This window comes from Paenibacillus sp. FSL M7-0896 (assembly GCF_037975415.1).
Classification (GTDB): Bacteria; Bacillota; Bacilli; order Paenibacillales; family Paenibacillaceae; genus Paenibacillus_AQ; species Paenibacillus_AQ silagei.
Window position 1 is genome coordinate 6,408,077 of sequence record NZ_CP150250.1, and the last position, 24,460, is coordinate 6,432,536.

Annotated in this window: 16 protein-coding genes and 1 other annotated feature; of the genes, 3 read left to right on the forward strand and 13 right to left on the reverse strand. The window is 53.9% G+C overall.

Annotated elements, in window-relative coordinates; all coding sequences use genetic code 11:
• Positions 1 to 17 precede the first annotated feature (17 nt).
• The 7 genes from MKY12_RS27565 to MKY12_RS27595 form a co-directional block, all read right to left on the reverse strand.
• On the reverse strand, positions 18 to 905 hold the full coding sequence (locus tag MKY12_RS27565; RefSeq protein ID WP_339251462.1) for a sugar ABC transporter permease: 888 nt from the start codon (positions 903 to 905) through the stop codon (positions 18 to 20).
• A 188-nt stretch (positions 906 to 1,093) separates the two neighbouring features.
• Positions 1,094 to 2,449, reverse strand: a complete 1,356-nt coding sequence (locus tag MKY12_RS27570) for an extracellular solute-binding protein (RefSeq protein WP_339311662.1) — start codon at positions 2,447 to 2,449, stop codon at positions 1,094 to 1,096.
• A 75-nt stretch (positions 2,450 to 2,524) separates the two neighbouring features.
• Entirely contained in the window at positions 2,525 to 4,162 is a 1,638-nt protein-coding gene (locus MKY12_RS27575; protein WP_339311663.1) for a response regulator, read from the reverse strand.
• Positions 4,159 to 6,000, reverse strand: a complete 1,842-nt coding sequence (locus tag MKY12_RS27580; RefSeq protein ID WP_339311664.1) for a sensor histidine kinase — start codon at positions 5,998 to 6,000, stop codon at positions 4,159 to 4,161. Before MKY12_RS27580 ends, MKY12_RS27575 begins: the two co-directional genes overlap by 4 nt.
• 177 nt (positions 6,001 to 6,177) lie before the next feature.
• On the reverse strand, positions 6,178 to 7,473 hold the full coding sequence (locus tag MKY12_RS27585; protein WP_339314988.1) for an Nramp family divalent metal transporter: 1,296 nt from the start codon (positions 7,471 to 7,473) through the stop codon (positions 6,178 to 6,180).
• 621 nt (positions 7,474 to 8,094) lie between these two features.
• On the reverse strand, positions 8,095 to 9,813 hold the full coding sequence (locus MKY12_RS27590) for a glutamine--tRNA ligase/YqeY domain fusion protein (protein WP_339311666.1): 1,719 nt from the start codon (positions 9,811 to 9,813) through the stop codon (positions 8,095 to 8,097).
• 78 nt (positions 9,814 to 9,891) lie between these two features.
• Positions 9,892 to 10,153, reverse strand: a binding site (T-box leader).
• A gap of 71 nt (positions 10,154 to 10,224) precedes the next feature.
• A complete protein-coding gene (locus tag MKY12_RS27595) occupies positions 10,225 to 11,793 on the reverse strand; it encodes a tetratricopeptide repeat protein (protein ID WP_339311667.1) in 1,569 nt (522 codons plus the stop codon).
• 116 nt (positions 11,794 to 11,909) lie between these two features.
• Here MKY12_RS27595 and MKY12_RS27600 point away from each other — a divergent pair, with 116 nt between their 5' ends.
• Positions 11,910 to 13,118 (forward strand): oxalate decarboxylase family bicupin, encoded by a 1,209-nt coding sequence (locus MKY12_RS27600; protein WP_339311668.1) that lies wholly within the window; start codon positions 11,910 to 11,912, stop codon positions 13,116 to 13,118.
• A gap of 110 nt (positions 13,119 to 13,228) precedes the next feature.
• On the opposite strand, the gene MKY12_RS27605 is transcribed toward MKY12_RS27600, so the two are convergent.
• Positions 13,229 to 14,518 (reverse strand): arsenic transporter, encoded by a 1,290-nt coding sequence (locus MKY12_RS27605; RefSeq protein WP_209876682.1) that lies wholly within the window; start codon positions 14,516 to 14,518, stop codon positions 13,229 to 13,231.
• Between the two features lie 967 nt (positions 14,519 to 15,485).
• On the opposite strand from MKY12_RS27605, the gene MKY12_RS27610 reads away from it, so the two are divergent.
• A complete protein-coding gene (locus MKY12_RS27610) occupies positions 15,486 to 16,556 on the forward strand; it encodes an LLM class flavin-dependent oxidoreductase (protein ID WP_339251476.1) in 1,071 nt (356 codons plus the stop codon).
• A gap of 175 nt (positions 16,557 to 16,731) precedes the next feature.
• Here the strand turns inward: MKY12_RS27610 and MKY12_RS27615 are convergent, their stop codons facing one another.
• The 5 genes from MKY12_RS27615 to MKY12_RS27635 all read right to left on the reverse strand — a co-directional run bounded on the left by MKY12_RS27615 (position 16,732) and on the right by MKY12_RS27635 (position 21,202).
• A complete protein-coding gene (locus MKY12_RS27615; protein ID WP_339251478.1) occupies positions 16,732 to 17,220 on the reverse strand; it encodes an isochorismatase family cysteine hydrolase in 489 nt (162 codons plus the stop codon).
• A 20-nt stretch (positions 17,221 to 17,240) separates the two neighbouring features.
• Positions 17,241 to 17,738 (reverse strand): GNAT family N-acetyltransferase, encoded by a 498-nt coding sequence (locus MKY12_RS27620; RefSeq protein WP_339251480.1) that lies wholly within the window; start codon positions 17,736 to 17,738, stop codon positions 17,241 to 17,243.
• 151 nt (positions 17,739 to 17,889) lie between these two features.
• Positions 17,890 to 18,744, reverse strand: a complete 855-nt coding sequence (locus MKY12_RS27625) for a carbohydrate ABC transporter permease (protein WP_036730471.1) — start codon at positions 18,742 to 18,744, stop codon at positions 17,890 to 17,892.
• A gap of 3 nt (positions 18,745 to 18,747) precedes the next feature.
• On the reverse strand, positions 18,748 to 19,719 hold the full coding sequence (locus tag MKY12_RS27630; protein WP_036730473.1) for a sugar ABC transporter permease: 972 nt from the start codon (positions 19,717 to 19,719) through the stop codon (positions 18,748 to 18,750).
• Positions 19,720 to 19,780: 61 nt separating this feature from the next.
• On the reverse strand, positions 19,781 to 21,202 hold the full coding sequence (locus tag MKY12_RS27635) for a carbohydrate ABC transporter substrate-binding protein (protein WP_339251483.1): 1,422 nt from the start codon (positions 21,200 to 21,202) through the stop codon (positions 19,781 to 19,783).
• A gap of 553 nt (positions 21,203 to 21,755) precedes the next feature.
• Here MKY12_RS27635 and MKY12_RS27640 point away from each other — a divergent pair.
• A complete protein-coding gene (locus tag MKY12_RS27640; protein ID WP_339314990.1) occupies positions 21,756 to 24,410 on the forward strand; it encodes a cation-translocating P-type ATPase in 2,655 nt (884 codons plus the stop codon).
• The last annotated feature ends 50 nt before the right edge of the window (positions 24,411 to 24,460 follow it).

The following is a 24,460-nucleotide window of genomic DNA, read 5'->3' on the forward strand; positions in this document are numbered from 1 at the left end:
TACCTCACCCTTCCTCCCTAGAATTGATCCTGCCAGTTTTTCTGCGAGCGCCACTGCACCAGCGTCACAACGAAGATGAAGAGGAACAGCAGCCAGGACACCGTGGCTCCGTAGCTCATGTTCCGCAGCTCAAAGGCCTGCTCATAGATATACAGCGCAAGTACGCTGGAGGAGCGCATCGGCCCGCCACCCGTCATCACCTGCACAGAGGCGAATACCTGAAAGGATGAAATAATCAGCGTAACCGCTGTCAAAAAGGTGGTCGGCTTCAGCATCGGTACGGTGATGTACAGAAAGCTTTTCAGGCCGCTGGCTCCATCAATCTCTGACGCTTCGTACAAATCCTTGGAAATCCCCTGGATACCGGCCATATACAGAATCATTGCATAGCCGATATACGTCCAGATGGTCATGATTATGATTCCCGTGAGCGACCAGTCCGGACTGGACAGCCAGCCCGGCGGATGGTCTATTCCCAGCGCCTTCAGCACCGAGTTGACCGGCCCCTGGGAAGGATTGTAGAGTACCCTCCAGACCACGGAAATGGCCACAATGCTGCTCATATACGGCAGAAAAATCATGGTACGGATCGCTGTCTTCATATATACGAACCTGTTCAACACCACGGCCAGCAGCAGGCCCAGCACCAGCGCCACAGGCACACTTGTCAGGGAGAACACTACGTTATGCAGCAAGGATCTCCAGACAATGGGATCGCCCCCAAGCTTGAGGATATTGTCAAGACCGGCGAAGCTGAAGCCGTCCATTCCTTTGAGGTAGTCCCAGTCCGTGAAAATAAGGACGAAGCTGAACACCATAGGGAAGAGGATGAAGGCGGCAAAGCCCAGCAGGTTCGGAAGAATAAACAGATAACCGGCAATATTCTCCCTCGTTTTTTCTCTCATACACTCAACTCCTTTTACCAGTATTATAGAGGCGGAGCCCCGCTCCCTGAATGTCATAAACTGTGCTTAAACCGTGATATTCTTTGGAGTTGCCTGCTGCTGATCCGGCGGTTCAAAAAAAGCCGCTCCCCGATATTAAGGGAACGGCCATGTATCGTATTCATCTGTCTCAGGGGCTGCACCCGGGTCTACTTCGCCGCGGCAATCGCCTCGTCAGCCCGTTGCTTAATCGTCTGTACCGTAGTATCCAGATCCTGCGCATCCATGAAGTACTTCTCGGCTTCTTCCATGAAGGCTTTGCGCATCTCGGTCAGCCCCGCAGTCTGAGTAATCTCTGTATTCGTATACTCTGTGTTCAGCAGACTCACGAAGGATTCCTTGTCAAAATATTGGGCCTTGTCGCCCATAATGGCTTCCGCCACCTGCGCGACATCGGCCTTCTTGCTGGAAGGAATACGTCCGCCGGGCAGCATTTCGGTATTCCCTTCGGTGAGGAACCAGCTCAGAAACTTCATCGCTGCTTCCTTGTTCGGGCTCTTGGCATTGATCGAGGTCATATCATTCAGCTTGCTGTTGTTGATATTGCCCCCCGCCGTCCACTGCGGCATTGGCGCAAAGGCAATCTGGTAATCGCGGTTCGGGTACGCGGTGTCATCCTTGATATAGCGGACAAAGTAAGCGGAGGTATAGGTGGAAGCCGCTCTTTCGTTCAGCAGCTCATCCTGCGGCTGGGCTTTGTTCGCTACCCCTTCCGCATAAGGCATCACATTCTTGCCGTCAATGAGCTTCTTCTGCAGCTCAAGCCCCTTGCGGAATGCTTCATGCCCGAAGTTGGATGTGCCGTCGGCGGCATAATAAGCATCCTTCGGCTGGGCAGAATTCAGCACATCGAAGGCAATCGGCTCCCAGGTAGGCGTGAAGAACGCCCCGTACTGTCCGTCCCGGGTCAGCTTCCCGGCCAGTGCTGCGTAGTCATCCCAGGTCCAGCCCGGCTCCGGGACGCTCTCTCCGATAGCATCCAGCGAAGCCTTGTTGAAGGCGATGAACTTCACATCCCTGGACCCCGGAAGGTTATAGATGGTTCCGTCGACCTTCGTAATATTCTCCGAGCCGATGATTCCCTCGAGGTCAAACCCGCTGGACTGGATCAGACCCTCCAGCGGCTCTACCATACCGGCCTTAATGCGCCGTTCCAGATGGGCGTCCGCGTAGCTGACAAATAAGTCCGGAGCATCCGTATTCGACAGGAGCGCCGTCTCCAGCTTCACATTGCCCGGATCATCATTCACGAACCGGACATATTCCACCTGAATGTCAGTGTTCTCCGCGTTCCAGCGGTCCACAACCGCCTTGGGCCCGTTCTCTTCAGGCACGCCGCCCCACCATTTTAGTGTAACCGTTTTCGAATTCCCGGAGGTCTGTGCGCTCTGCTGCGGCGCATTGCCCGGTTCCCCGGCCTGATTCCCGTTATTGCCTCCGCAGCCGCTTAGCAGCACACTTGCCAGCAGGACAGAGGACAGGCTTAATGTGAATCCACGCTTCATTATGATTTCCCCTTTCGTTAGTTGAACAGTAAGCACACCTTAGTTATAACAAAGCGCTGCCCAATAACGAACGGCTTATTCTTTGGTCTTCGAGGGATTTTCCAAGCTGCCCGGTTTGCGGCCGATCACAGTTTTGCGGTATTCCAGCGGAAATAATCCCTCTATCTTCTTGAAATACTTACTGAAATGATTGGAATCGGCATAGCCGACCATTTCCGAAATTTCATAGATTTTGTAGGTGGGATTGCGCAGCAGCTCCCGGGCCTTCTGCATGCGGATCTGCGTCAGATAATCCACAATCTTCACACCTGTCTCCTTCTTGAACATGACACTGAGATAATTCTCGGCAAATCCCGTCCTTCTGGCCAAGTCGGCCACCTTCAGTGAACTGGCGTACTCCTCCTCCATGATGGCGATCATCTGCTTCACCTCATCACGGTATACCGGCTGGCTGTTCTGTCCCGTCAGGGTTAAGGCTTCCGGAAGCCAGCCCAGAAACCAGCTGCCGATCTCCCCGAGCGTCTCCGCGTTGCGGATCACATCGAAGGGGTATCTTCCCTGATGCTCGGGCATGACATACAGAATATCCCCCGACTGCCCCATATGCCGGAAGACCAGATGCAGCCACTGCAGCCACTGCTCCCTGACCCAGGCGGCTCCCATCGCCTCTTCCGCCTGCAGCCAGGCAGTCCAGTGCCGTAATTCCTCCAGAATCACAGCCTCTTCCGCCGTTTCCAGCAAGGTATCCCAGTGCCCGCTTCTCAGAATACTCACCTTGGGCTGAACTTCCCCCGCCTCGGCCAGCGGGTATAAGATATGACGGTCTTCATGAAAAAACCGCCGCCCGAGCGCCAGCTCCGCCTGCCGGAAGCCTTCATTTAACTGATACGGGCTGCAGCTGTCCCCGGACACGCCGAAGCTTACATTGACCTTGGCAAAGGTGCTGCCTGCAGCCTTAAGCTCATCCAGCATCCCTTCAGCATAGGAGCCGGCCAGGATCACCAGCTTGCGGTTATGCATATCCACCAGCTGGCACTTTTCATATTTTTTCAATATTTCCGCAAAAATATTGCTGACCGTATAGATGAGCAGCTGCTCACTCTGGAACCGGTTCTCCTCCAGGACCTGCCGGTAATGGTCGACACCCGCCACAATCACCCGGCAGCCCTCCAGGACGAACGCCGGAAGGTTCCCGTCCCGCTGCAGATGGTCCACCTCCAGCCTCGACCTTTGCTTCACAAGCAAATCAAGCAGCGTCAGCTCGGCGGATTTTGACTCCAGCACCTTGATGCGGTAATCCAGCTTATGCTTCTCCGAGCGCTCCTGCTGTTCACTGTGGAAGGACTGCTGAAGCCGCTTGCATTTATCAAGCAGCTCTTCCGGCGTATAAGCCAGCTTCAGCGTATAATCGGCAGCCCCCAGCCGCAGCGCCTTCTGCACATATTCGAAGTCATTATGGTTGGACAAAATAATAAACTTTATATCCGGCCACTTCACCCGGACATGATTCATGAGATCAAGGCCATTCATCTCCGGCATCCGGATATCGGACAGAATGATATGGCAGGCTTCGCGTTCCAGCAGCTCCAGAGCCTCCACGCCGTTCGCGGCTTCCCCGATAATCTCAAAGCCGTGCTCCTCCCACGGAATCAGCGTCTTGAGCGCCACCCGCACCAGAATTTCATCATCCACAATCAATATGCGTGTTGTCATCCTTCCAGCTCCTTCCGATAAGGAATCCGCACCGTCACCTGAAGTCCGCCAGCCTCCGGCCGGGACAGGAGAATACCGCATTGCTGCCCGAAGTGGATTTTGATTCTCCTGTCCACATTCAGCAGCCCGATGCCGCTCGTCTTCACATGATCCTGCTGCAATTGATTAGAGATTACCTGCATGGTCTCCTCAGAGATCCCCTTGCCGTTATCCCTAATATGAATGAGCAGGTAGGGACCGGTGCATTCCGCCTCGATGCGGATATGCAGCGGCAGCTGCGAGCCATGGATAATACTGTTCTCCACCAGCGGCTGGAGCGTGAATTTCAGCACCGTGCAATCCAGCAGCTCTTCCGCAACCTGAATAGAGACGGTGATGTCGTCGTGGTACCGGATCTTCTGCAGTGACATATACAGCTCCAGATATTCCAGCTCCTGCCCCAGCGTTACGAATAGCGTATTCTGCTTCATGGAGAACTCCATCAGCTTACCCAGCGCGGTAATCATATCGCTGACATTGCGGTTGGTCCCCGAGAGCATGGCCATCAGCTTGATGGAATTGAGCGTATTGAACAGAAAGTGGGGATTAATCTGTGCCTGGAGCGCCTGGAAATGCGCCTCCTCCTTATGCCGCTGCTCCTCCGCCACATGATGGACCAGTTCCTCCAGCTGCGCGACCATTTTATTGAAATGGCTTCCGAGTACGGCGATCTCATCCTTGCCGCGCACCTCAACCTTGGTGCTGAAGTTGCCGCTGCCCACCCTGCTCATGGAGCGCACCAGTGCATAGAGCGGCTTCGTCAGGCGCAGCAGGATGTAGATCACGATCAAGATCCCCACGCCGAAGAACAGCAGGAACAGGGCAATGGACTTCGTCCGGGAGTTATCCAGCTGGGCGGAGAAATCCCCGATCCGCTGCAGGGAGACTATGGATATGCCCACCTGCGGGACTGAAGCCGCATTCATTAGATAGGTTTCCTTGCCCAAGGACAGCTTCCTCGTTACAGACGGACTCTTCCTTAAGTCTTCCAGCTGCTCCGGCGTCAGGGAATACTGCTGCTTGCCGTATATATCATACAGGGCTCCGGCCGTATCCATCACCAGCAGCTGCGTATTATCGGGCAGCCCTTTGGCGGGGATGCCATAGAATTGACTCACTGGAATGGCTACTACACTTAATCCCCAGTTACGGATGGAGGATTCGAACGCAAAGGAACGCGACAGCAGCATGAACTCCTTATCCGGCGCATTCTCGGTATACCCCAGGGCTGCGGGCAGCCGGTAGACCCGCTCCCAATAGGGATAGCCCTTCTGCTCCATCCCCGCCTTGAACCAGGGTTCGCGGATAATCGTACCCGTTGCCTGGCGGTTGAAATTGTATAAGGTCGTCACCACACTGCCCTCCGCATCGACAAGTCCGATGAAGGCGCTGTTATCCAGCAGGATATCCCTTAAATAGCCCATCTTCTTCTGGATTTGAAAAATAGCCCCCATCGCCTCCGCATTCCCGTAGTCCCAATTGAAGGTATTGGAGCCGAAAGACTGGGCCATATCCGCCTCCAGCAGATAAGTCGCCTGAATCATCCGTTTGGCTTTATCATTAATCGTCAAGGCTGCCTGCTCGATCAGGCTCTGATTGGCAGCATACACTTCCTGCTCCACCACGCTGACCGATGTTGTGAAGTAGCTGTACAGCACGATCAGCGTCGGCAGGGCAATCACGATGAGTACGGTAGCGATCAGCTTGCTGCGGATCGAACGCAGCCCTCTCCAGCTTCCGGTTATGGCGGCTTCCTCCCTGGCTCTGCGACCTGTAATCCCGAAATATCTTAAACACATTAATTATAGCAAAGGATAGGCCGTGCGATGAATGGGATATACTGTTTAAAAACAGGGGAATTCTGTTTCGGGTCGGGCACATCATCTATAATCAGCAGCGCCTGCAGCAAACAGAGCAGCGACCCTCTTAGGAGGACCGCTGCTCTGTTACAATACATATGCTTCAAGTTCAATGCTTTACACAAACATCTCCACAACCAGGAACAGGTTCAGCGACACCACCAGGGCTGAGATGATCCAGCCGAGGATGGTGGTGATGCGGTGGTTCACGAGCCCCTTCATAAGCTTGCGGTCGCTGGTGAAGATCACCAGCGGAATCAGGGCGAAGGCAATCCCGAAGGAGAGAACGACCTGGCTCATCACGAGTGCGCTGGTCGCGTTAATGCCGAAGGCGATGATCGTCAGCGGAGGGATGATCGTAATCGCCCGCCGGAGGTAGAGATTGATCTTTTTATTAATGAAGCCCTGCATGACCACATCACCGGCCATCGTGCCGACCGACGAGCTCGACAGACCTGCGATCAGCAGACCGAGGCCGAAGGAGATGGCTGTAACGGGTCCCGCCAGATTGCGGAACTGCTCGAAGGCGATATCGAGATCCTCAACGACCAGCCCATTCTTGAAAAAGAGTGCTGCTGCCACGATCACCATGGCCATATTCACCGCACCGGCAATCAGCATCGCGATCAGGATATCGATGAATTCCAGCCGGAAGATCTGCTTCTTCTCCCGTTCATCAATCCCGATGACCCGGCTCTGGGTCAGCGAGGAATGCAGATAAATCGCATGCGGCATCACCGTCGCGCCGAGAATCCCGGCCGCTAGCAGGATGCTGTCGACACCTTCGAATCTTGGGGTGAACATCCCGGTAAGGATACTGCCTGCATCCGGCTTCGCCATGATGACCTGGAACGCAAAGGCCAGCACAACAATCATCACCATTCCGGCAATGCCGGCCTCAAGAGTCCGATAGCCGCGCCGCTGAAGCTCCAGAATGGCGAATGACCCGACGGCGGTAATCAGTGCGGCCGGCAGCATCGGTATCCCGAACAATAGATACAGTCCGAGCGCTGCCCCGATAAACTCCGCCAGATCGGTAGCGATAATGACCAGCTCACTCTGTATCCACAGGAAGATGGATACGCCCTTCGGGAATTTCTCCCGTGCGACCTCCGGAAGATTCTTGCCGGTCGCAATGCCCAGCTTGGCGGATAAGGATTGAATCAGTACAGCCATCAGATTCGAGGCAAAGATGACCCATAATAACAGGTAACCGTATTTCGAGCCTGCCGTAATATTAGTGGCAAAATTTCCGGGGTCCAGATAAGCTACGGAAGCTATAAAAGCCGGGCCCAGAAAAGGAAGAAGTCTCTTCAGTCCTTTGACATCTCCATTAAGCACGGATTGTGCCGAATGTGTATTGATATGACCTTTTAGTATAGGGGATGATTCTACTGCGGTATTTTGCTCCATCATGTTCTGTCCTCCTCTTGCCCGGAAAAAGTTGTCTATACACACGAAAGTTTCCCTGGTGCAACATTTGATCTGGTTTTATTATAATCCTCAAGTTGAGAATTGTAAATGTATTTTCATTGGGTTTTCATGTAATGCCTGAGCTAATGCCCGCGCTCCCAATCCTCCACCCATATTATGTAAAGGCACTCTGTTAAGTGAGGCTCTTGCCTTATGTTATTACCCGCTCCCATTATCGAGTTGACTCCTCTGCCGGGGGTGATTGTACTTTGTGCAGTAGATTACACAATAATTTGCGATAAAACTCACTCTGTTGTATTTCATACATTTGATTTTCGGGTTTTTGTTTTCAAAGGCCATTTTCCCAATAATCTGCTGTATAAACTACAATAGAAGCTGCTTTTTGGTCGATTATAATGAAATCTAATGTACAAAGTGCAGCCAACGCTTTACTCCCAACCCGATATTTCTCCCACTTGTCGACCTTTAGCCTGGCAGACGCATACGCAAATCAGCGATCCTCCAGTAACAGGAGCACCGCTGCTTGTATATTCTAAACTTTTTAAGAAGTTAGCCTGGCATAGCCCGCACAACCCGCCAAATTCTAGATTCATCCACTACTTATTCGCTGCTGCTTACGTGTCCTGCGTTGCCCTTCCAGGTGTCCTTAAGCGGGACGATTCTGTTGAACACCAGCTTCTGAGCTGTGCTATGCTTGCTGTCGATGCAGAAATAGCCGTGACGCAGGAACTGGTAGGTATCCCCAGGCTGAGGGTTACCCGCAAGCGGCTCCAGCAGGCAATCTGTAAGCAGGGTCACGGAACCCGGATTGATGTATTCCTCCCAGCTCTCTCCTTCCTCCTTCGGCCCGTTGTTATCCGTCAGCAGCTGCTCATACAGGTATACGTCACTCTTCAGCGCATGAGCAGCCGAGACCCATTGCACAGTCCCCTTCACCTTCCGGCCGCTTAGGGGGCCGCCGCTGCGGGTCTCCGGGTCGTAGGTACACCGCAGTTCGAGGATTTCTCCCGTCTCTGCGTCCTTCATGACTTCATTGCAGCGGATAATGTATCCGCCCTTAAGCCGCACCTCACCGCCTGGGACCAGTCTGCGGAAGCCCTTCACAGGCACCTCCATGAAATCGGCCCGCTCGATGTAGAGCGTGCCGGAGAACGGTACTTCTCTTGAACCCAGCCCGGCATTCTCAGGGTTGTTAGGGATCGGAAGCAGCTCAGAGGCCCCGGCGGCGTAATTGGTAAGCACGACCTTCAGCGGGTCCAGTACCGCCATGACCGCCGGCACCTTCGCCTTCAGGTCCTGTCTCAGGCAATGCTCCAGCAGCGAGAAATCCACCATCGTCGTATTGCGGACCATGCCGATCTCCCGTACGAAGGCCTCGATGCTCTCCGGCGTGAAACCCCGTCTGCGCAGCCCGCTGAGCGTAGGCAGGCGCGGATCATCCCAGCCGTCCACGAAGCCTCCGGCTACCAGTGCCCGGAGATGCCGCTTGCTTGTAACCACTCCGGTCAGGTTCACCCGGCCGAATTCCCTCTGTCTCGGCGGTTCCGGGGTGCCCAGCTCGTTCAGCACCCATTCGTACAGCGGCCGGTGATTCTTGAACTCGATCGAGCAGAGCGAATGCGTCACCCCTTCCAGCGTATCCTGAATCGGATGGGCGAAATCATACATCGGGTAGATGCACCAGGCAACGCCCGTGCGGTAATGCGCGGCATGAATAATCCGGTACAGCACCGGATCTCGCAAATTCATGTTCGGCGAGGCCATGTCAATCTTGGCCCGCAGCACTTTAGCGCCATTCGGATAGCTCCCCGCACGCATCTCCCGGAACAGCCGCAGATTCTCCTCCGGCGTTCGGCTGCGGTAAGGACTGTCCTTCCCCGGCTCGGTTAAGGTCCCCCGGTAAGCCGTTACCTCTGCTGCCGTCAGATCACAGACATAGGCTTTCCCCTTCAGAATGAGTGTCTCTGCCCTGTGGTAGATCTCCTCCGAATAATCCGAGCCGTAGTAGATGTGTTCCCCGGGACTGCAGCCCAGCCATTCAAGGTCACGGATGATTGCCTCCGCATATTCCTTATCCTCTTTGAGCGGGTTGGTATCATCGAAGCGCAGATGGAAGCGGCCGCCGTATTTACGGGCAATTTCCACATTTGTATGGATGGCAAAAGCACTTCCGATATGCAGATAGCCATTGGGCTCCGGCGGAAACCGGGTGCAGATCTCCCTGCTGAAGACTCCCGCCTCCACATCTTCTCTAATCAGCTTATCCATATAATTCTCCGGCATGGCCGGTGTGTTCTCATTCTCATTGGCAACTGTCATGATGATCTCCTCCTGTTATAGGTGGGACTACCTAAATTTCGGATACAAAAAAAGAACCTCACCTCCAAGACCCTAAGTCTTGGGGACGAAATTCTCGCGGTACCACCCCAGGTTCATTAATATGTCACCATATTAATCTCATCAAGTACGGCGCTGCCGTCCGGCAGGCTTATACTCTAGCTCTGTAACAGGAGCTCCTGTCGTACCATCCCCGGCTGCTGCCTGGTTCCGGTAAGCCGCTCAGAGGCTTGTTTCCATCCAGTCTTCCCTGCTCCTTCACACCAGCCGGAGCTCTCTGTGAGGGAAGAAATGAATGTACTCTTCTCGTCATCGCGTTTGCGTTATTGGATACAGAATAACAAAACTCACAACGGGTGTAAAGGGCTGCACCGGACTGCCGGGAGCAGCAGCCTAAGCCTCTGCCGGGTCCTGGCTTAGCGCCGCGAGCAGCTCCAGCGCTTCCTCATGCTCCGGCTCAATCAGCAGCGATCTGCGCGTATAATCCAGCGCCGCCTCATCATCCTCCTGCTCGTAGCTGCAGATCGCCAGGCAGTACAGCACGGTAATTACCGGCTCCTCCTCACTGGACTGGAGCGAATGCTCCAGGAAGCGGCGGGATTCCCCGTACTGCTCCATCTCGAACAGCAGCAGGCCGCAGTCCAGCGCCAGATCATACTTCTGCGGCATCGGGTAGAAGCCCCGCCACATCCGGTCGATCCCCCGCTGAAGGTCCAGCAGCTCCTCGTCGCTGGCTTCCGGCAGCAGCGCAGAGATCCGCTCAGCACTCTGAATGAACAGCTCCGCGTCATATCTCCCCAGCCGCCAGAAGGCCAGGATCTGCTGCATGCCGATGGTGTCGTAATTCTTGTCGATCCACACCTTCAGGCTGAAGAAATCATCCGGTCCGAACCGCTCGACAAACCGCCGGTAGGCCAGCCGGGTATGCGGATGCAGCATCGGCTCCTCCAGCATCAGGATGCAGCCCACATTGAGATTTTTATAATGATGCTGCGTGAACTGGGATTGTGCGCCCTTCCGTTCAAAATAATGCACCAGCGCATGATAATTCGCTGTAAGCGAGATGCTTCCGTGATGAATCAGCTTCGGCGGCTCGGCGAACTCCCAGTTCTCCAGACGGTGGTCTCCCTTATCGGCAGTGAGCAGCAGGAAGCTTCCCCGGGAGAGTGCACCCAGACGCTCCATACAGGACAGGGCTGCCTCCGGGAACAACACATGTGAATCCTCCAGCTTGTCCAGATAGAACGAGATCACTTCATGATAAGGATACGAGCTGTCCTCATAGCCCGCTGCACGCTTGTAATGGTATTCCGGCACCAGATCACGGAGCACCTCGGACGGCCCCATGGTAGCGGACTGCTCCGGATATTTCAGCGAGACCTCACATTCATAGATCTTGCCTTCATCCACATAGAGCAGCTCCTGCGGGATACTGTCGAAGAAGTAGTTGGCGATCACCATCAGCGGCTGCCCCAGCTCCCCTGGCTTAATTACCAATCCGCTCTGCGTTAAGGACAGCTCCGTATCCCGGACCGCATCGAAGCGGGCAAAGTCCAGCATTCCCTGTTCTACAAAAGGCTTCAGCCCCTCATGCTGCTGCCAGCCCTCAATGTTCTTCCACGGCAAATCGCTCATCACGTAACGGAACGGCGGCAGCGGCACGCCCGCATACTGGATCAGCTCACAGAGCTGCTGGAGCACATGGAACGCGAGACGCCCCACACCTGCACCCAGCTCCAGTACCACTACCGGCTCTGTAGTGAATCCCTTCTGCGCACGGTCCTGAAGAAAGCCGAAGATGATCTCCGCATACGCTGTTCCAATCATCGGATTGCTTGTAATATACTGCGGAACCTGGTCATTGGCCCAAGCCTGGAGCCCCAGCTGTTCATAGTAGGTGCGCTGCAATTCCCATATAGGCGCTTCGCTGAAGCGGTAGCGTTCTTGTCCACTTAATGTCATTGGTTCTAACCCTGCTCTCTGATTATCGTACGGATCTTTGTCCGGTAGTCAAATATTATCACATTTGCGCATATATTTTCTTGAAATGCTGTGCGTTCCAGAAAGGAGCCTATGTGATGAATCCTGAGCATCCCCGTTCTCCAGGCCAGCCCGTCATTCCCCAGCCCATACGCAGTGACGGTGCAGGCAATATCGACCTGGGTCCACGTGACATCATGCGCGACCGGGAGAATCCCGACATGTTCGTTCCTCCGGTCACGGACAACGGGCTGATCCCGAATCTGAAGTTCTCGTTCTCCGACGCCCACATGCAGCTGAATCATGGCGGCTGGTCCCGTGAGGTGACAGTCAGGGAGCTGCCGGTAGCCACTACGCTTGCGGGCGTAAATATGAGCCTGACGCCGGGCGGCGTACGTGAGCTGCACTGGCATCAGCAGGCAGAATGGTCCTACATGCTGCTGGGCAGCGCAAGGATTACAGCTGTGGACCAGAATGGCCGCAACTTCATCGCCGATGTCGGCCCCGGCGATCTGTGGTATTTCCCTCCAGGCATCCCGCATTCCATTCAGGGCCTGGCTGAGGGATGTGAATTCCTGCTTGTGTTCGACGACGGAGGCTTCTCGGATCTGAACACCCTGTCCATCTCCGACTGGTTCGCCCATACGCCGCGTGAAGTCCTGTCCGCGAACTTCGGTGTACCTGAATCCGCCTTCGCCTATCTTCCCAAGGAGCAGGTGTACATCTATCAGGACCAGGTGCCAGGTCCAATTGCGAGCCAGCGGATCGAATCGCCTTACGGGGAGATTCCGCTGAGCTTCAAGCATCGGCTGATGGCCCAGCCGCCGCTCAAGACCCCGGGTGGCAGTGTGCGGATTGTCGACTCCAGCAATTTCCCCATCTCACGGAATATCGCCGCAGCTCTAGTAGAGATTGAGCCCGGGGTGATGCGGGAGCTGCACTGGCATCCGAACAACGACGAGTGGCAGTATTACCTCAGCGGGCAAGGACGAATGACCGTCTTCGGAGGCAACGGCGATGCGCGTACCTTCAATGTAAGGGCCGGGGATGTCGGCTATGTGCCTTTTGCCCAGGGGCATTATGTTCAGAATACCGGCACAGAGACGCTCTGGTTCCTGGAAATGTTCAAGAGCGACCGGTTCGCCGACGTCTCCCTCAACCAGTGGATGGCGCTCACGCCCCATGAGCTGGTCAGCAGCAATCTTCATGCCGGGCCGGAGCTGATGAACGCCCTGCGCAAGGTGAAATGGCCTGTGGTGAAGTACCCGGAGCAGCAGGAGCAGGGACAGGGCAAGAAGAAGGAATGATCTGCCTTAGATGTCGAAAAAAGAGCGGTCAGACTAGGTCTGCACCGCTCCTTCTATATTATGAATTGTACACGGGATCGTGGCCTCCGGTTCGTTTACCAGGTCTCTGATTAGAGCCACTTCAGCTCCAAATATAGACCGAGCAACGTGATGAACAGTGTGGGAACCGTCAGGATAATCCCTATTTTGAAATAGGAGCCCCAGGAGATCTTCACACCCTTGCCGGACAGCACATGCAGCCACAGCAGGGTGGCCAGTGAACCAATCGGTGTAATCTTGGGGCCCAGATCCGAACCGATAACATTGGCGTAGATCAGAGCCTCCTTCACCAGACCCGCGGCATGTGCGGTATCAATGGCCAGCGCCCCGATCAGCACGGTCGGCAGATTATTCATCACGGAGGAGAGCAGCGCGGCCAGGAAGCCCATCCCCATCGTGGCTGCGAAGAGCCCGTGCTTCGCAATTCCGCTGATCATCTCTGCGAGCACATCCGTCAGTCCCGCATTACGCAGGCCATACACCACTACGTACATGCCAATGGAGAAGAAAACAATCGCCCAAGGCGCCCCTTTGACCACTTCCATCGTCTTCACGTAAGGACTTCTGCGGGCCATCAGCAGGAAACAGATTGCGATCACTCCCGCTACCACGGATACCGGAATGTCCAGAAATTCACTGACGAAATATCCGGCTACCAGAAGCGCGAGTACGAACCAGGATAGCCGGAACATCCGCTGGTCCTTAATGGCATCCCCCGGAAGCTTCATTCCGGCGGTGTCATACTCCTTCGGAATGCTGCGGCGGAAGTAGAGATATAAGACCAGAATGCTTGCTCCAAGCGAGAACAGGGTAGGCAGCCACATGTGTCCTGCATACTGCATGAAGGTGATGCCGAAGAAATCGGCAGAGACAATATTCACCAGATTGCTGACGGTCAGCGGCAGCGAGGTGGTATCGGCAATGAAGCCGCTGGCAATAATAAAAGGAAAGACTTTGCGCTCGTCCAGATTCAGCGCCCGGACCATCGCCAGCACAATCGGCGTCAGAATCAGCGCTGCCCCGTCATTGGCGAACAGCATCGCCACGACTGCACCCAGTACAATCACATAGATGAACATCAGCGTGCCGTTGCCGCGTGCCGCCGCCGCCATATGCAGCGCCGCCCACTCGAAGAAGCCGACACGATCGAGAATTAAGGAAATCAGAATAATCGCTACAAAGGCAAGCGTTGCATTCCATACAATCAGCGTCACATCACGGACATCGCCGAAGCTAACCACTCCTGCCGCAAGCGCGAGAATCGCCCCGCCGCAGGCGGACCAGCCAATTGATAAATTCCGCGGCTGCCAGATCACAAAAACCAAAGTCACAACAAAAATCAGGCAGGCTATCACAACCATAATTCAGCCCCCCATTTGATCTGCAGCATTCCCTGATGCACTCCTTACAGTAGATATAAATATAAGCCAATTTATATATACTAAAGCAGCCTCATCCGAAGTACAAGATAAAAATTGCTGGAAGGTTCACCTGCGCTACGCAAGCCTGTTCAGAGACATTACCGTCCGACCGGCAGCCGTCTGCTGCAATAATATTTATATGCTTAAGTACTAAGTGTATGTATGAATACATAGGCTGGATTAAGGGGAACGAAGCAGCTTCTTGGAGAGGAGATGCAGGTCCGTAAAGAGCCATCCTTGTTACGGGATTGGAGGTTCGGACTACCATGAGTACAGACCAGCTCATCGCACTGCTCGTTCTTGTTATTATGATTGTACAGCTTGCCGTCAAGAAGGATAAATCCTGAATCCTGAAGACAGCAGGCCCGCCGAAGAGGCCGGGGCAACCCGGTCTCTTTGGCGTGAGAACAAGTGTGGACCGCACCCTCGTACGTGCCCAATGTGTTTGGTTTTTCGATTACATTCGCCCCCGCACCCTCCTACCTGCCCAATGTGTTCGGTTTTTCGACTGCATTTCGCCTATGCGCCATCCGTCCGGTCCAATTGTAATCGGTTTTTCGACTACATTTCCCCTACGAGCCGCACCCGGTCCAATTGTAATCGGTTTTTCGACTACATTTCCCCTACGCGCCGCGTCCGGTCCAATTGTAATCGGTTTTTCGACTACATTTCCCCTACGCACCGCGTCCGGTCCAATTGTAATCGGTTTTTCGATTACATTTCGCCTACGCTACCTGTCCGATCCAATTGTGCTGGGTTTTTCGCATACATCGATTCGATCTGCTAAAACTATAGTTTCCCATACAATAAGAAATCAATAAAAATCACCTATTTCACTTACTAAAGTTGAGAAACATTAAAAAGTATAGTAGAATGATGACATGAAGAAAGAAAGGGGCGGATGAACATGGCCGATGAGAAGAAGATTATGGAAATAGGGATAAGCACGTTTTTGGAGACTACACCTGACCCGGTGACGGGGCAGACAATCAGCCATGCAGAACGGCTGCGGGAAGCTGTCGAGGAGATTGTGCTCGCTGACCAAGTGGGCCTGGACGTATATGGAATAGGCGAGCATCACCGTAAGGATTATGCAGGGAGTGCCCCGGCTGTAGTCCTCGCCGCAGCGGCAGCGACAACCAAGCGGATCAGACTGACCAGTGCGGTCAGCGTCTTGTCTTCGGATGACCCGGTGCGGGTCTATCAGGCGTTCGCTACGCTGGACGGCCTCTCGAACGGACGGGCAGAGATTATGGCCGGACGCGGTTCGTTCACTGAGTCCTTCCCGCTGTTCGGTTACAGTCTGGAAGATTACGATGAATTGTTCGAGGAGAATCTGGAGCTGCTGCTGGCGATCCGCGCCTCCGAGAAGGTCACTTGGCGCGGTGGGCACCGTCCGGCTATAAATAATCTGCCGGTCTATCCACGCGCTGTTCAGGACCCGCTTCCGGTCTGGGTCGCCAGCGGCGGCAACCCTGAATCCGCTGTGCGGGCTGGAACCCTTGGTCTGCCTATCGCCTTCGCCATTATCGGCGGAATGCCAGAACGGTTCGCTCCGCTGGTGAACCTGTACAAGGAGGCGGCAGCACGCGCCGGACATAATTCGGACAAACTGCAAATCGCCACACACTCCCACGGCTTCGTAGGTGAAACTAACGACCAGGCTGCGGCCTTGTTCTACCCGTCCACCCAGGCGCAGATGAATGTCATCGGCCGCGAACGGGGCTGGGGCGGAACCTACAACCGCGCAGCCTTCGACGATGCCCGCAGCTTACGCGGAGCACTCTATGTCGGTGACGCAGAGTATGTCGCCGAGAAGATCATTCTGCTGCGCAAGAATCTCGGCGTGACCCGGTTCTTCTTGCATGTGAATGTCGGCTACATGCCGCACCGCGAGGTCCTGCGTGCCATCGAGCTGCTAGGCTCCAAGGTTGCCCCTATCGTGCATGCGGAGTTAGCCCGTACTGAGGGGAAATAAAGTCCGGCTTCACTCTAACCCGGAATATTTTACTCTATCCGGAACAAAATCACCTTGCGGGTGAATGAGATTACCTGCGCGCCACTTATCCACAACAGAAGAAAATCATAATTTCCTAAACAACAAGAAAGCCTCAAGCGCCAAACGGTGCTTGAGGCTTCCTTGTTGTTGAAAACTAAGATTGCACCAACGCTTGAATCACAGGATACGAAACCAGATTCCGGTCCCTGTACGCCGCCGTGATTACATCCTGATGAGAGCTTAGAATCCCATTTTGCAGCAGCACCGCCTTGATTCCCCTTTCGGCAGCCCCGTTATAGGTGAACAGAACGCAATGCTCGGCGGCATAGCCGGAGAGAATCAGCAGATCGATGCCTTGCTCCCGCACAAGCTTGTCCAGATCCGTCTTCCAAAAGGCATTCGAGTATTCCTTCTTCACGTTGAAATCCGTCTCCTGAATCTCAATTCCGGGGATGATCGCGAACTTCGCTTCCTCAGAGGGCTGCATCCCTTCAATGTCCTGAATATGAATCACGGCATGGCCCTTGGCCCGCAGCAGCCCGGAGACATAATTGATATACTCGCAGGCACGGTCAATCTCCTTCTGCTCCACCCCGCTGACATGGACCTCTTGCAGATCAATAATTAACAATCCGATTTTCACTCCTGCTTCCCCCTATCCGCTTATCCTTCCACCTTACCTGATGCCGGATGTTCATTCAACCGCTTGTGCAGATCCACTCTGGTATAGGTGGTCTCATATTCGCTACCGTCTTCCTTATAAAAAACAGCTGTTCTCAGGTAAGGCTCCGTAACCGCTTGATAGCCAAGCCTTGTAATGAGCTGTATCATCCTTGGATTGTCCAGCGGATCAACACTGACAAACAGTTCAGAATAGCCCAGCTTCCGGGCCAGTTCCTCCTGATAACGGATCAGAGCGGAGCCTGCTCCTTTTCCCCGGCTGGCTTTTTGTACATAGAGATCACTTAATTTGGGTTCGGTACTCCCGCTTAACTTCAGAAGCCCGAACCCTGTAATCCTTCTACCCTGCTCAGCAACGATAAAGCATATCTCCCCTCGCTTCTGCTGATCCAGATACTTGCGGAATATGCCCTCATGGTTGCGGATTGAACATAAACTGCCCAGATCGCTCTCGCTGGCGGCTCTTGTGTTATAGGTCATGGCTACCTCCATATCACAGATAATGTCACTAGAATTGTAACATTAATCCGTACTGAACCGAATCTAAGCATACAAAAAACTGCAGTAGAATGATCCACCGGAATGGACCTTCTCTGCAGTATGGTTTGTCTTCACAGCTATCCTGATCCGGTTATTCTTTGACTCCGCCCAGTGCTACACCTGCGATAATATAACGGGACAGCAGGAAGTAGACTACGAACAGCGGCAATGCGGTCAGCGCCAGCCCCATATAGATGGAGCCGAATTCCGTCTTGTAGATGTCCCCGCGCAATAAGCTGACCATGATAGGCATCGTATATTTCTCCTTCTGAGTAAGGAGGATTAACGGCATGAACAAGTTGTTCCAGTTGGCTACAAAAGCAAAAATGGCTTGTGTCGCAATGGCCGGCATCATCAGTGGCATAATAATCCGGTTAAAGGTACGGAACTCGCCAGATCCGTCTACACGGGCTGCCTCTACGATCTCAATGGATAGTGTAGCAAGCAGGTATTGACGCATGAAGAACACCACTGCAGGCGCTGCAATGGCCGGCAAGATCAGCGGAAGGAAGTTGTTGGTCCAGTGCAGCTTATACATGAATTGATAGAAGCCGATCGCACTGGCTTGGGAAGGAATCATCATCACGCACATAATGAAGGTGAAGAACGCGCCCCGCAGCTTCCAGCTGTAGGTTACCAGTCCGTAAGCAGCCAGTGAGGAGAAGTAGACCGTACAGAGTGTTGCACCGCTGGCAATAATGAAGGAGTTCATGAAGCCTTGCAGTGGATCAAAGCTCTTGTCGAGCAGCACCTTCAGATTGCCCATCATGTGGCTCGAAGGGAGCAAGGAGAGTCCGCTCTGAATCTCCGGTGTAGAGCGTGTAGCGTTCACGAACATAATCCAGAACGGCAAAATGCTGAGTACTGCCAAAGCGATGCAAACCACGTAGATAATCGTCTTGTTGACAGTTTGGGTGACTTTACTGCTTTCCCGATTCTTCTCCATGGATTACACCTCCCTAGCCGCTGCCTGGGCAGCATTTCTGTGTGTTTGTTTTTGGATCTTCTTCAACTTGGCTGCGTCCCGGTCACGCATCACGTAGAACAGGAGGCCGGACAGTACAGCAGAAATCAGGAACATGATCATACTCGCGGCTGCAGCACGGTTATACATGTAGCTGCCCTTGAACGCCTGCCCATAGATGAACATGGACGTAGTAAGCGTAGAGTCATCCGGTCCGCCCGCCAGGAATAATTGCGGAATATCGAACATGGTCAGACCGCCGACCATCGAGGTAATCAGGGTGAACAGCAGGATGGTACGCAGACTCGGCAGGGTGATCCGGAAGAAGGTCTGGAACCCGTTCGCGCCGTCAATCGCCGCCGACTCGAACAGCGCCGGGTTAATCCCCATTACGCCTGCAATCAGGACGATCATCGTGTTCCCGTACCACATCCAGAACTGGATGAAGGCGATAATGCCGCGGGCTGTCGTCTTATCCTGCAGGAAGAAGATTGGAGAATCACTCCAGCCCAGCATCTGAAACAGGCTGTTGACCGGACCCATAGGATATGCGAACAATGTACTGAACAGCACGGCAATCGTACTTGCAGTGATGATATTCGGCATATAGAGCAGAACCTTGAACAAGCCTTGTCCTTTGACGTTCAGACGCTTGTTCGTGAACCAGGCGGTCAGCAAAAGCGCAAGGGCCATCTGCGGAATAAAGTTGGTAATCCACAGGAGGAAGGTATTGATCAGGGACTTGCGGAATGAAACATTATCGAACAGGAGATCCTTGAAGTTCTGGAACGGGTTATCAAGGATATGTATAGGCTTCGGAATGAGCCCCTTCATATCCGTGAACCCGATGACTGCTGTATACAGAATCGGATACAGCGAAAAAATCAGAAAGGCAAGTACAAATGGAAAAGTAAAGATATAGCCGAATTTCGCATAGCTGACATCCTTGCGGCGCATGCTCTCACCTCATTAGTTGATTATAGGGGCGGGGATAATCCCCCGCCCCTTCGAATTCCTCTTATTCGCTTTCAATACCCAGCTGGTCTTTGACTTGCGACTTGAAGGTTTCGATTGCTTTTTCCTTGGTCTTATTGCCTGCAGTGTACTCACGTACCTGTTCGCGCCAGGCTTTGTTAATCGTTTCGTCGAATTGGGTCAGGTTCTTACCTGAAGCATTCGCGTTGGCCGGAACGAAGACGTCGAACATGTTCTGTCCGCCGAGCAATGGAACTTCACCATTGGACTTGGACATCACCACAGAGGAAGCTACGCTATCCTTCGTGCCTTGTTCGCCTGCTTTCATCGTACCGTTAGCCCAGTAATACTGGAGGCCCGTCTCAGAACTGTCGAGTGTAACCCATTTAACGAAGTCTGCAACGGCTTGCTTCTTCGCTTCATCCTTGGTTACTTCGGCATTGGCCAAGAGCCAAGTACCGCCCCAGAAGAAGCCTGTGGTTGGTTCAGTTACAGCCCAGTCGCCGTTGGTATCCTTCACCTGACCGTTCATCACGTAGTTGATGAGCCAAGCCGGACCGAAGAATCCGAAGATAGGTTGAGCGCCTGCACCGGACATATCGGCATACCATGCTTCTGTCCAGTCTGTTGTATCGTTATGATAGCCGTTGTCTTTCAGCTTCTTGGAGAGATCCATGAATTCTTCACGCTTCGGATCGATGTGCAGCTTGCCGTCCACGATCCAGCCCTTGTCCGAGCTATTCTCGATCGGGTGCCAGATATCACCGTCGCCGGATACGATACCATAGCCTTTAGCCTTCAGCTTCTTCGCTGCATCGAAGAATTTATCCCAGCCGGGCCCAACCTCTGTTTTGATCTTAGCCGGATCATCGGTTCCGAAGACATCCTTGGCAATGGAGCGGCGATAGATGAAGGCACCGCCTGTAGCCTGGTAACCGAGGCCTTTCAGATGACCGTCAAGGCTGCTGCCGATATCTACAGAATACTGGGCGATGCCAGCATCTTTTACCATTTGATCATCAAGTCCGAGGTCTGCATAATTCGCAGCATAGGTGGATGCATCGCCTTGCGTGTATTTAAGTACAAATGCGGATTCCGCTGCGTAAATATCCGGGGCATCCTTCCCGCCGCCTGCCAGTGCCTGGTCAAGTGCAGGCTGATAAGCACCGTCTGTAGTTGCAATTACCGTAGTTTTGAATTCCACATTCGCATCAGGATGCGCTTCCATATACTTTTTGGTCATGTTCGGAATTTCATCGGTGAAGCTCCACAGATTGATCGTTACCTTCTCACCGCTACCAGCTGGAGCTTTGGTGGCCTCTGCAGCATTCGATGCGGTCGGAGCCGTTGTCGCGGCTGCGCCGGATGAGCTGGAATCCGAATTCCCGCCGCCGCATCCTGCCAGAGCAGATGACATCACGAGTACTGTTGAGAGCCCCGTTAAAACACGCTTCATACTTTTCATACTTTGCCTCCCCTTTTATATTCATCCTCGGTTTTTTGTAACCGCCTTCATATTATAGTGCTTGTCTCTCCCCCGCATAAGGAACCCCTCATTGGGAAAAATACCACTATTTATGGGTTTTGCTCTAAAAAGTACAAAAAAAGACGCTTGGGCTATATGCCGAAGCGCCTTAACACATAGGAGAAGAATCATTCGTGATGGATCTCTCTACTCTTCATAATTCTTGCCAGAAGCAGGCCGTCGCTAAAATAGTATGCCTCATTCCTGGCAATGATAGATGGGTATAGGTTAACTGCAATGGTCCAGCCGTTCAAAACGAGGAAAATCAGCGGAAGGAAATAGTTATCTTCATTGCCGATTCAAGCAGAACCCTGCCTTTACGAAATATTTTTCACCATTAACGAATAATTATCTTCATTCATTCTATCTAACTATGGCCTATTGGGGTATAAGTAATTAGTCGCCCGAGCTGAGAATGCTGAAACTTGTCATCATTCCTAACGTAGATTTGAACCATACAGACAAAGAAACACGGGAGAGGAGCTTGTTCCTGATGGAGTATTACCGCCGCAATAGTTCAGACACCCTGGAAGAAGTCAACAGTTCCGCAAGCGGGCTTACGTCTGCTGAAGTAGACAACCGGCTGGCCAAGGAAGGCTACAATGAGTTGAAGGGTAAAGCGAAGGACCCGCTATGGAAGCTGTTTCTGGAGAATTTCAAAGATCCTATGGTCATTGTGCTGCTCATCGCGGCTACAGTTCAGATCGTAATGGGACATATTATGGAATCCGTTATCATCTTCGTGGTGCTGATTCTGAATGCTGTAATCAGTGTAGTTCAGACCCGGAAGGCGGAGAGCTCACTGGACGCCCTGCGCAAAATGTCCGCACCCGAAGCCAAGGTCATGCGGGACGGGGCCTTACTGTCGATTCCGGCAAGGGAGCTTGTCCGGGGCGACATCGTCTTCCTGGAAGCTGGCGATTATGTGCCTGCGGATGGACGGATTATTGAATCCGGGAGTCTGCGGATTGATGAGGGCATGCTGACCGGCGAATCCGAAGCCGTCGATAAGCATACCGAACCGATCCTGCAGGAGGCTCCGCTGGGCGACCGGCGCAACATGGCCTTCAGCGGTTCGCTGGTCGTCTATGGCCGGGGAACGCTGGTCATTACAGGAACGGCACTCGGCACCGAGCTCGGGAAGATTGCCGGGCTGATCGAGAGTGCCGAAGCCAAGCAGACGCCCTTGCAGCGCAAGCTGGAGAGCTTCGGCAAAAAGCTGGGGATCGCCGTCCTGTTGCTGTCGGTGCTGATCTTCGGCATTCAGGCCGCACGCGTCTGGCTCTCGAATGACACGGTGGACACCACCGAAGCCATCCTGAATGCCCTGATGTTCGCTGTAGCAGTAGCCGTTGCCGCTATTCCCGAGGCGTTGTCTTCTATCGTGACCATTGTACTCTCCGTGGGCACGAATAAAATGGCCCGGCAGCATGCCATTATCCGTAAGCTGCCTGCTGTAGAGGCACTCGGATCAACGAGCGTCATCTGTACGGACAAGACCGGGACGCTGACCCAGAATAAAATGACGGTTGTCGATTATTTTCTCCCCGGAGGGCCAGAAGAGCAGTTCAAGCTGAAGGCCGATGACTGGTCGGAGGAAGCCCGCAAGCTGCTGCATATTGCCGTGCTCTGCAACGATTCCAACATTAATGAGGAAGGCAAAGAGCTGGGCGACCCGACCGAGGTAGCGCTGATTGCCTTCAGCAACAGCAAAGACAGGGATTACCGCGAGATCCGCGATAACTTCCCGCGCGAGGCCGAGCTGCCGTTCGATTCGGAACGCAAGCTAATGACCACGCTGCATACGTTCGAAGGACAGAAAGCTCTGCTTACCAAAGGCGGCCCGGATGTTCTGTTCAGCAGATGCTCCCATGTCCTGCTGGAGGGCCAGGAGGTTCCGCTGACGGCAGAGGTCCTGGAAAACTTCAATGAAGCGAATGAACAGTTCTCCGGCAGAGCGCTGCGCGTGCTTGCTTATGCCTATAAGAACGTGCCGGACACAGTGACTGAGGTGGGGCTTGACGATGAGCAGGACCTGGTGCTGGTCGGCCTGTCGGCGATGATTGACCCGCCGCGCGAGGCCGTATATGGCTCTATCGCCGAATCGAACAAAGCCGGTATCCGCACAATTATGATTACCGGGGACCACAAGACTACGGCCCAGGCGATCGGCCGCGACATTGGGCTGATGGCAGAGGATGAGATCGCCGTCACCGGCCAGGAGCTGGATGCCATGTCCGATGAGGAGCTGGACAACAGACTGGAGCAGATCGGCGTGTATGCCCGGGTCTCCCCGGAGAACAAGATCCGGATCGTCAGGGCGTGGCAGCGTAAGGGCAAAATCACCGCCATGACCGGGGACGGCGTCAATGATGCCCCGGCACTGAAGCAGGCCGATATTGGGGTTGCGATGGGCAGCGGAACCGATGTCGCCAAGGATTCGGCGGCTATGATCCTAACGGATGATAACTTCGTATCCATCGTCAATGCGGTGGCCGTGGGCCGGACGGTGTTCGATAACATCAAGAAGGCGATCGCCTATCTGTTCGCCGGCAATCTGGGTGCGATTATCGCCATCCTGTTCGCCCTGATCTTCGACTGGATCAATCCGTTCACGGCCATTCAGCTGTTATTCATTAACCTGGCGAACGACTCCCTCCCGGCGATTGCGCTGGGCATGGAAAAGGCCGAGCCGGATGTAATGAGCCGCAAGCCGCGGGACATCAGCGAGGGCATTTTTGCAGGCGGGATGATGCAGGCAGTGATCACCCGCGGTCTGCTGATCGGGATTGCCGTGATTATCTCCCAGTATATCGGGCTGCAGCATTCGGATGAAATGGGGATTGCGATGGCCTTCACCACGCTGATTCTGGCGCGCACCCTGCAGACCTTCGCTGCCCGCTCCAACAGCCAGACCTCTGTGGAGGCCGGCTTCTTCAGCAACAAATATGTAATCGGCGCGGTCTTGATCTGCTTTGCCTTCTACGGCATTGCGGTCCTGCCAGGTGTCAGAGAGATCTTCTCGATCCCTGCCACCTTCGGGATGAACCACTGGCTAACCGCCACCGGACTCGCCCTAGGCGCAGTCATTGTGATGGAGCTGGCGAAGCTGATCCGCCGGCTGCTGCCTGCGAAGCAGGCTGCTTAAGCTAGGCTAAGTTAACGAACCTTAATAACAGCAAGAAGCCTGCACTCCCG

Coding starts and splice junctions, on each gene's coding strand:
- MKY12_RS27630 (WP_036730473.1), bottom strand. CDS start 19,719: ATGCGCCGCAAGGATGTCAGCTATGCGAAATTCGGCTATATCTTTACT.
- MKY12_RS27580 (WP_339311664.1), bottom strand. CDS start 6,000: ATGTGTTTAAGATATTTCGGGATTACAGGTCGCAGAGCCAGGGAGGAA.
- MKY12_RS27570 (WP_339311662.1), bottom strand. CDS start 2,449: ATGAAGCGTGGATTCACATTAAGCCTGTCCTCTGTCCTGCTGGCAAGT.
- MKY12_RS27625 (WP_036730471.1), bottom strand. CDS start 18,744: ATGGAGAAGAATCGGGAAAGCAGTAAAGTCACCCAAACTGTCAACAAG.
- MKY12_RS27595 (WP_339311667.1), bottom strand. CDS start 11,793: ATGACATTAAGTGGACAAGAACGCTACCGCTTCAGCGAAGCGCCTATA.
- MKY12_RS27635 (WP_339251483.1), bottom strand. CDS start 21,202: ATGAAAAGTATGAAGCGTGTTTTAACGGGGCTCTCAACAGTACTCGTG.
- MKY12_RS27575 (WP_339311663.1), bottom strand. CDS start 4,162: ATGACAACACGCATATTGATTGTGGATGATGAAATTCTGGTGCGGGTG.
- MKY12_RS27620 (WP_339251480.1), bottom strand. CDS start 17,738: ATGACCTATAACACAAGAGCCGCCAGCGAGAGCGATCTGGGCAGTTTA.
- MKY12_RS27565 (WP_339251462.1), bottom strand. CDS start 905: ATGAGAGAAAAAACGAGGGAGAATATTGCCGGTTATCTGTTTATTCTT.
- MKY12_RS27600 (WP_339311668.1), top strand. CDS start 11,910: ATGAATCCTGAGCATCCCCGTTCTCCAGGCCAGCCCGTCATTCCCCAG.
- MKY12_RS27605 (WP_209876682.1), bottom strand. CDS start 14,518: ATGGTTGTGATAGCCTGCCTGATTTTTGTTGTGACTTTGGTTTTTGTG.
- MKY12_RS27640 (WP_339314990.1), top strand. CDS start 21,756: ATGGAGTATTACCGCCGCAATAGTTCAGACACCCTGGAAGAAGTCAAC.
- MKY12_RS27585 (WP_339314988.1), bottom strand. CDS start 7,473: ATGGAGCAAAATACCGCAGTAGAATCATCCCCTATACTAAAAGGTCAT.
- MKY12_RS27610 (WP_339251476.1), top strand. CDS start 15,486: ATGGCCGATGAGAAGAAGATTATGGAAATAGGGATAAGCACGTTTTTG.
- MKY12_RS27590 (WP_339311666.1), bottom strand. CDS start 9,813: ATGACAGTTGCCAATGAGAATGAGAACACACCGGCCATGCCGGAGAAT.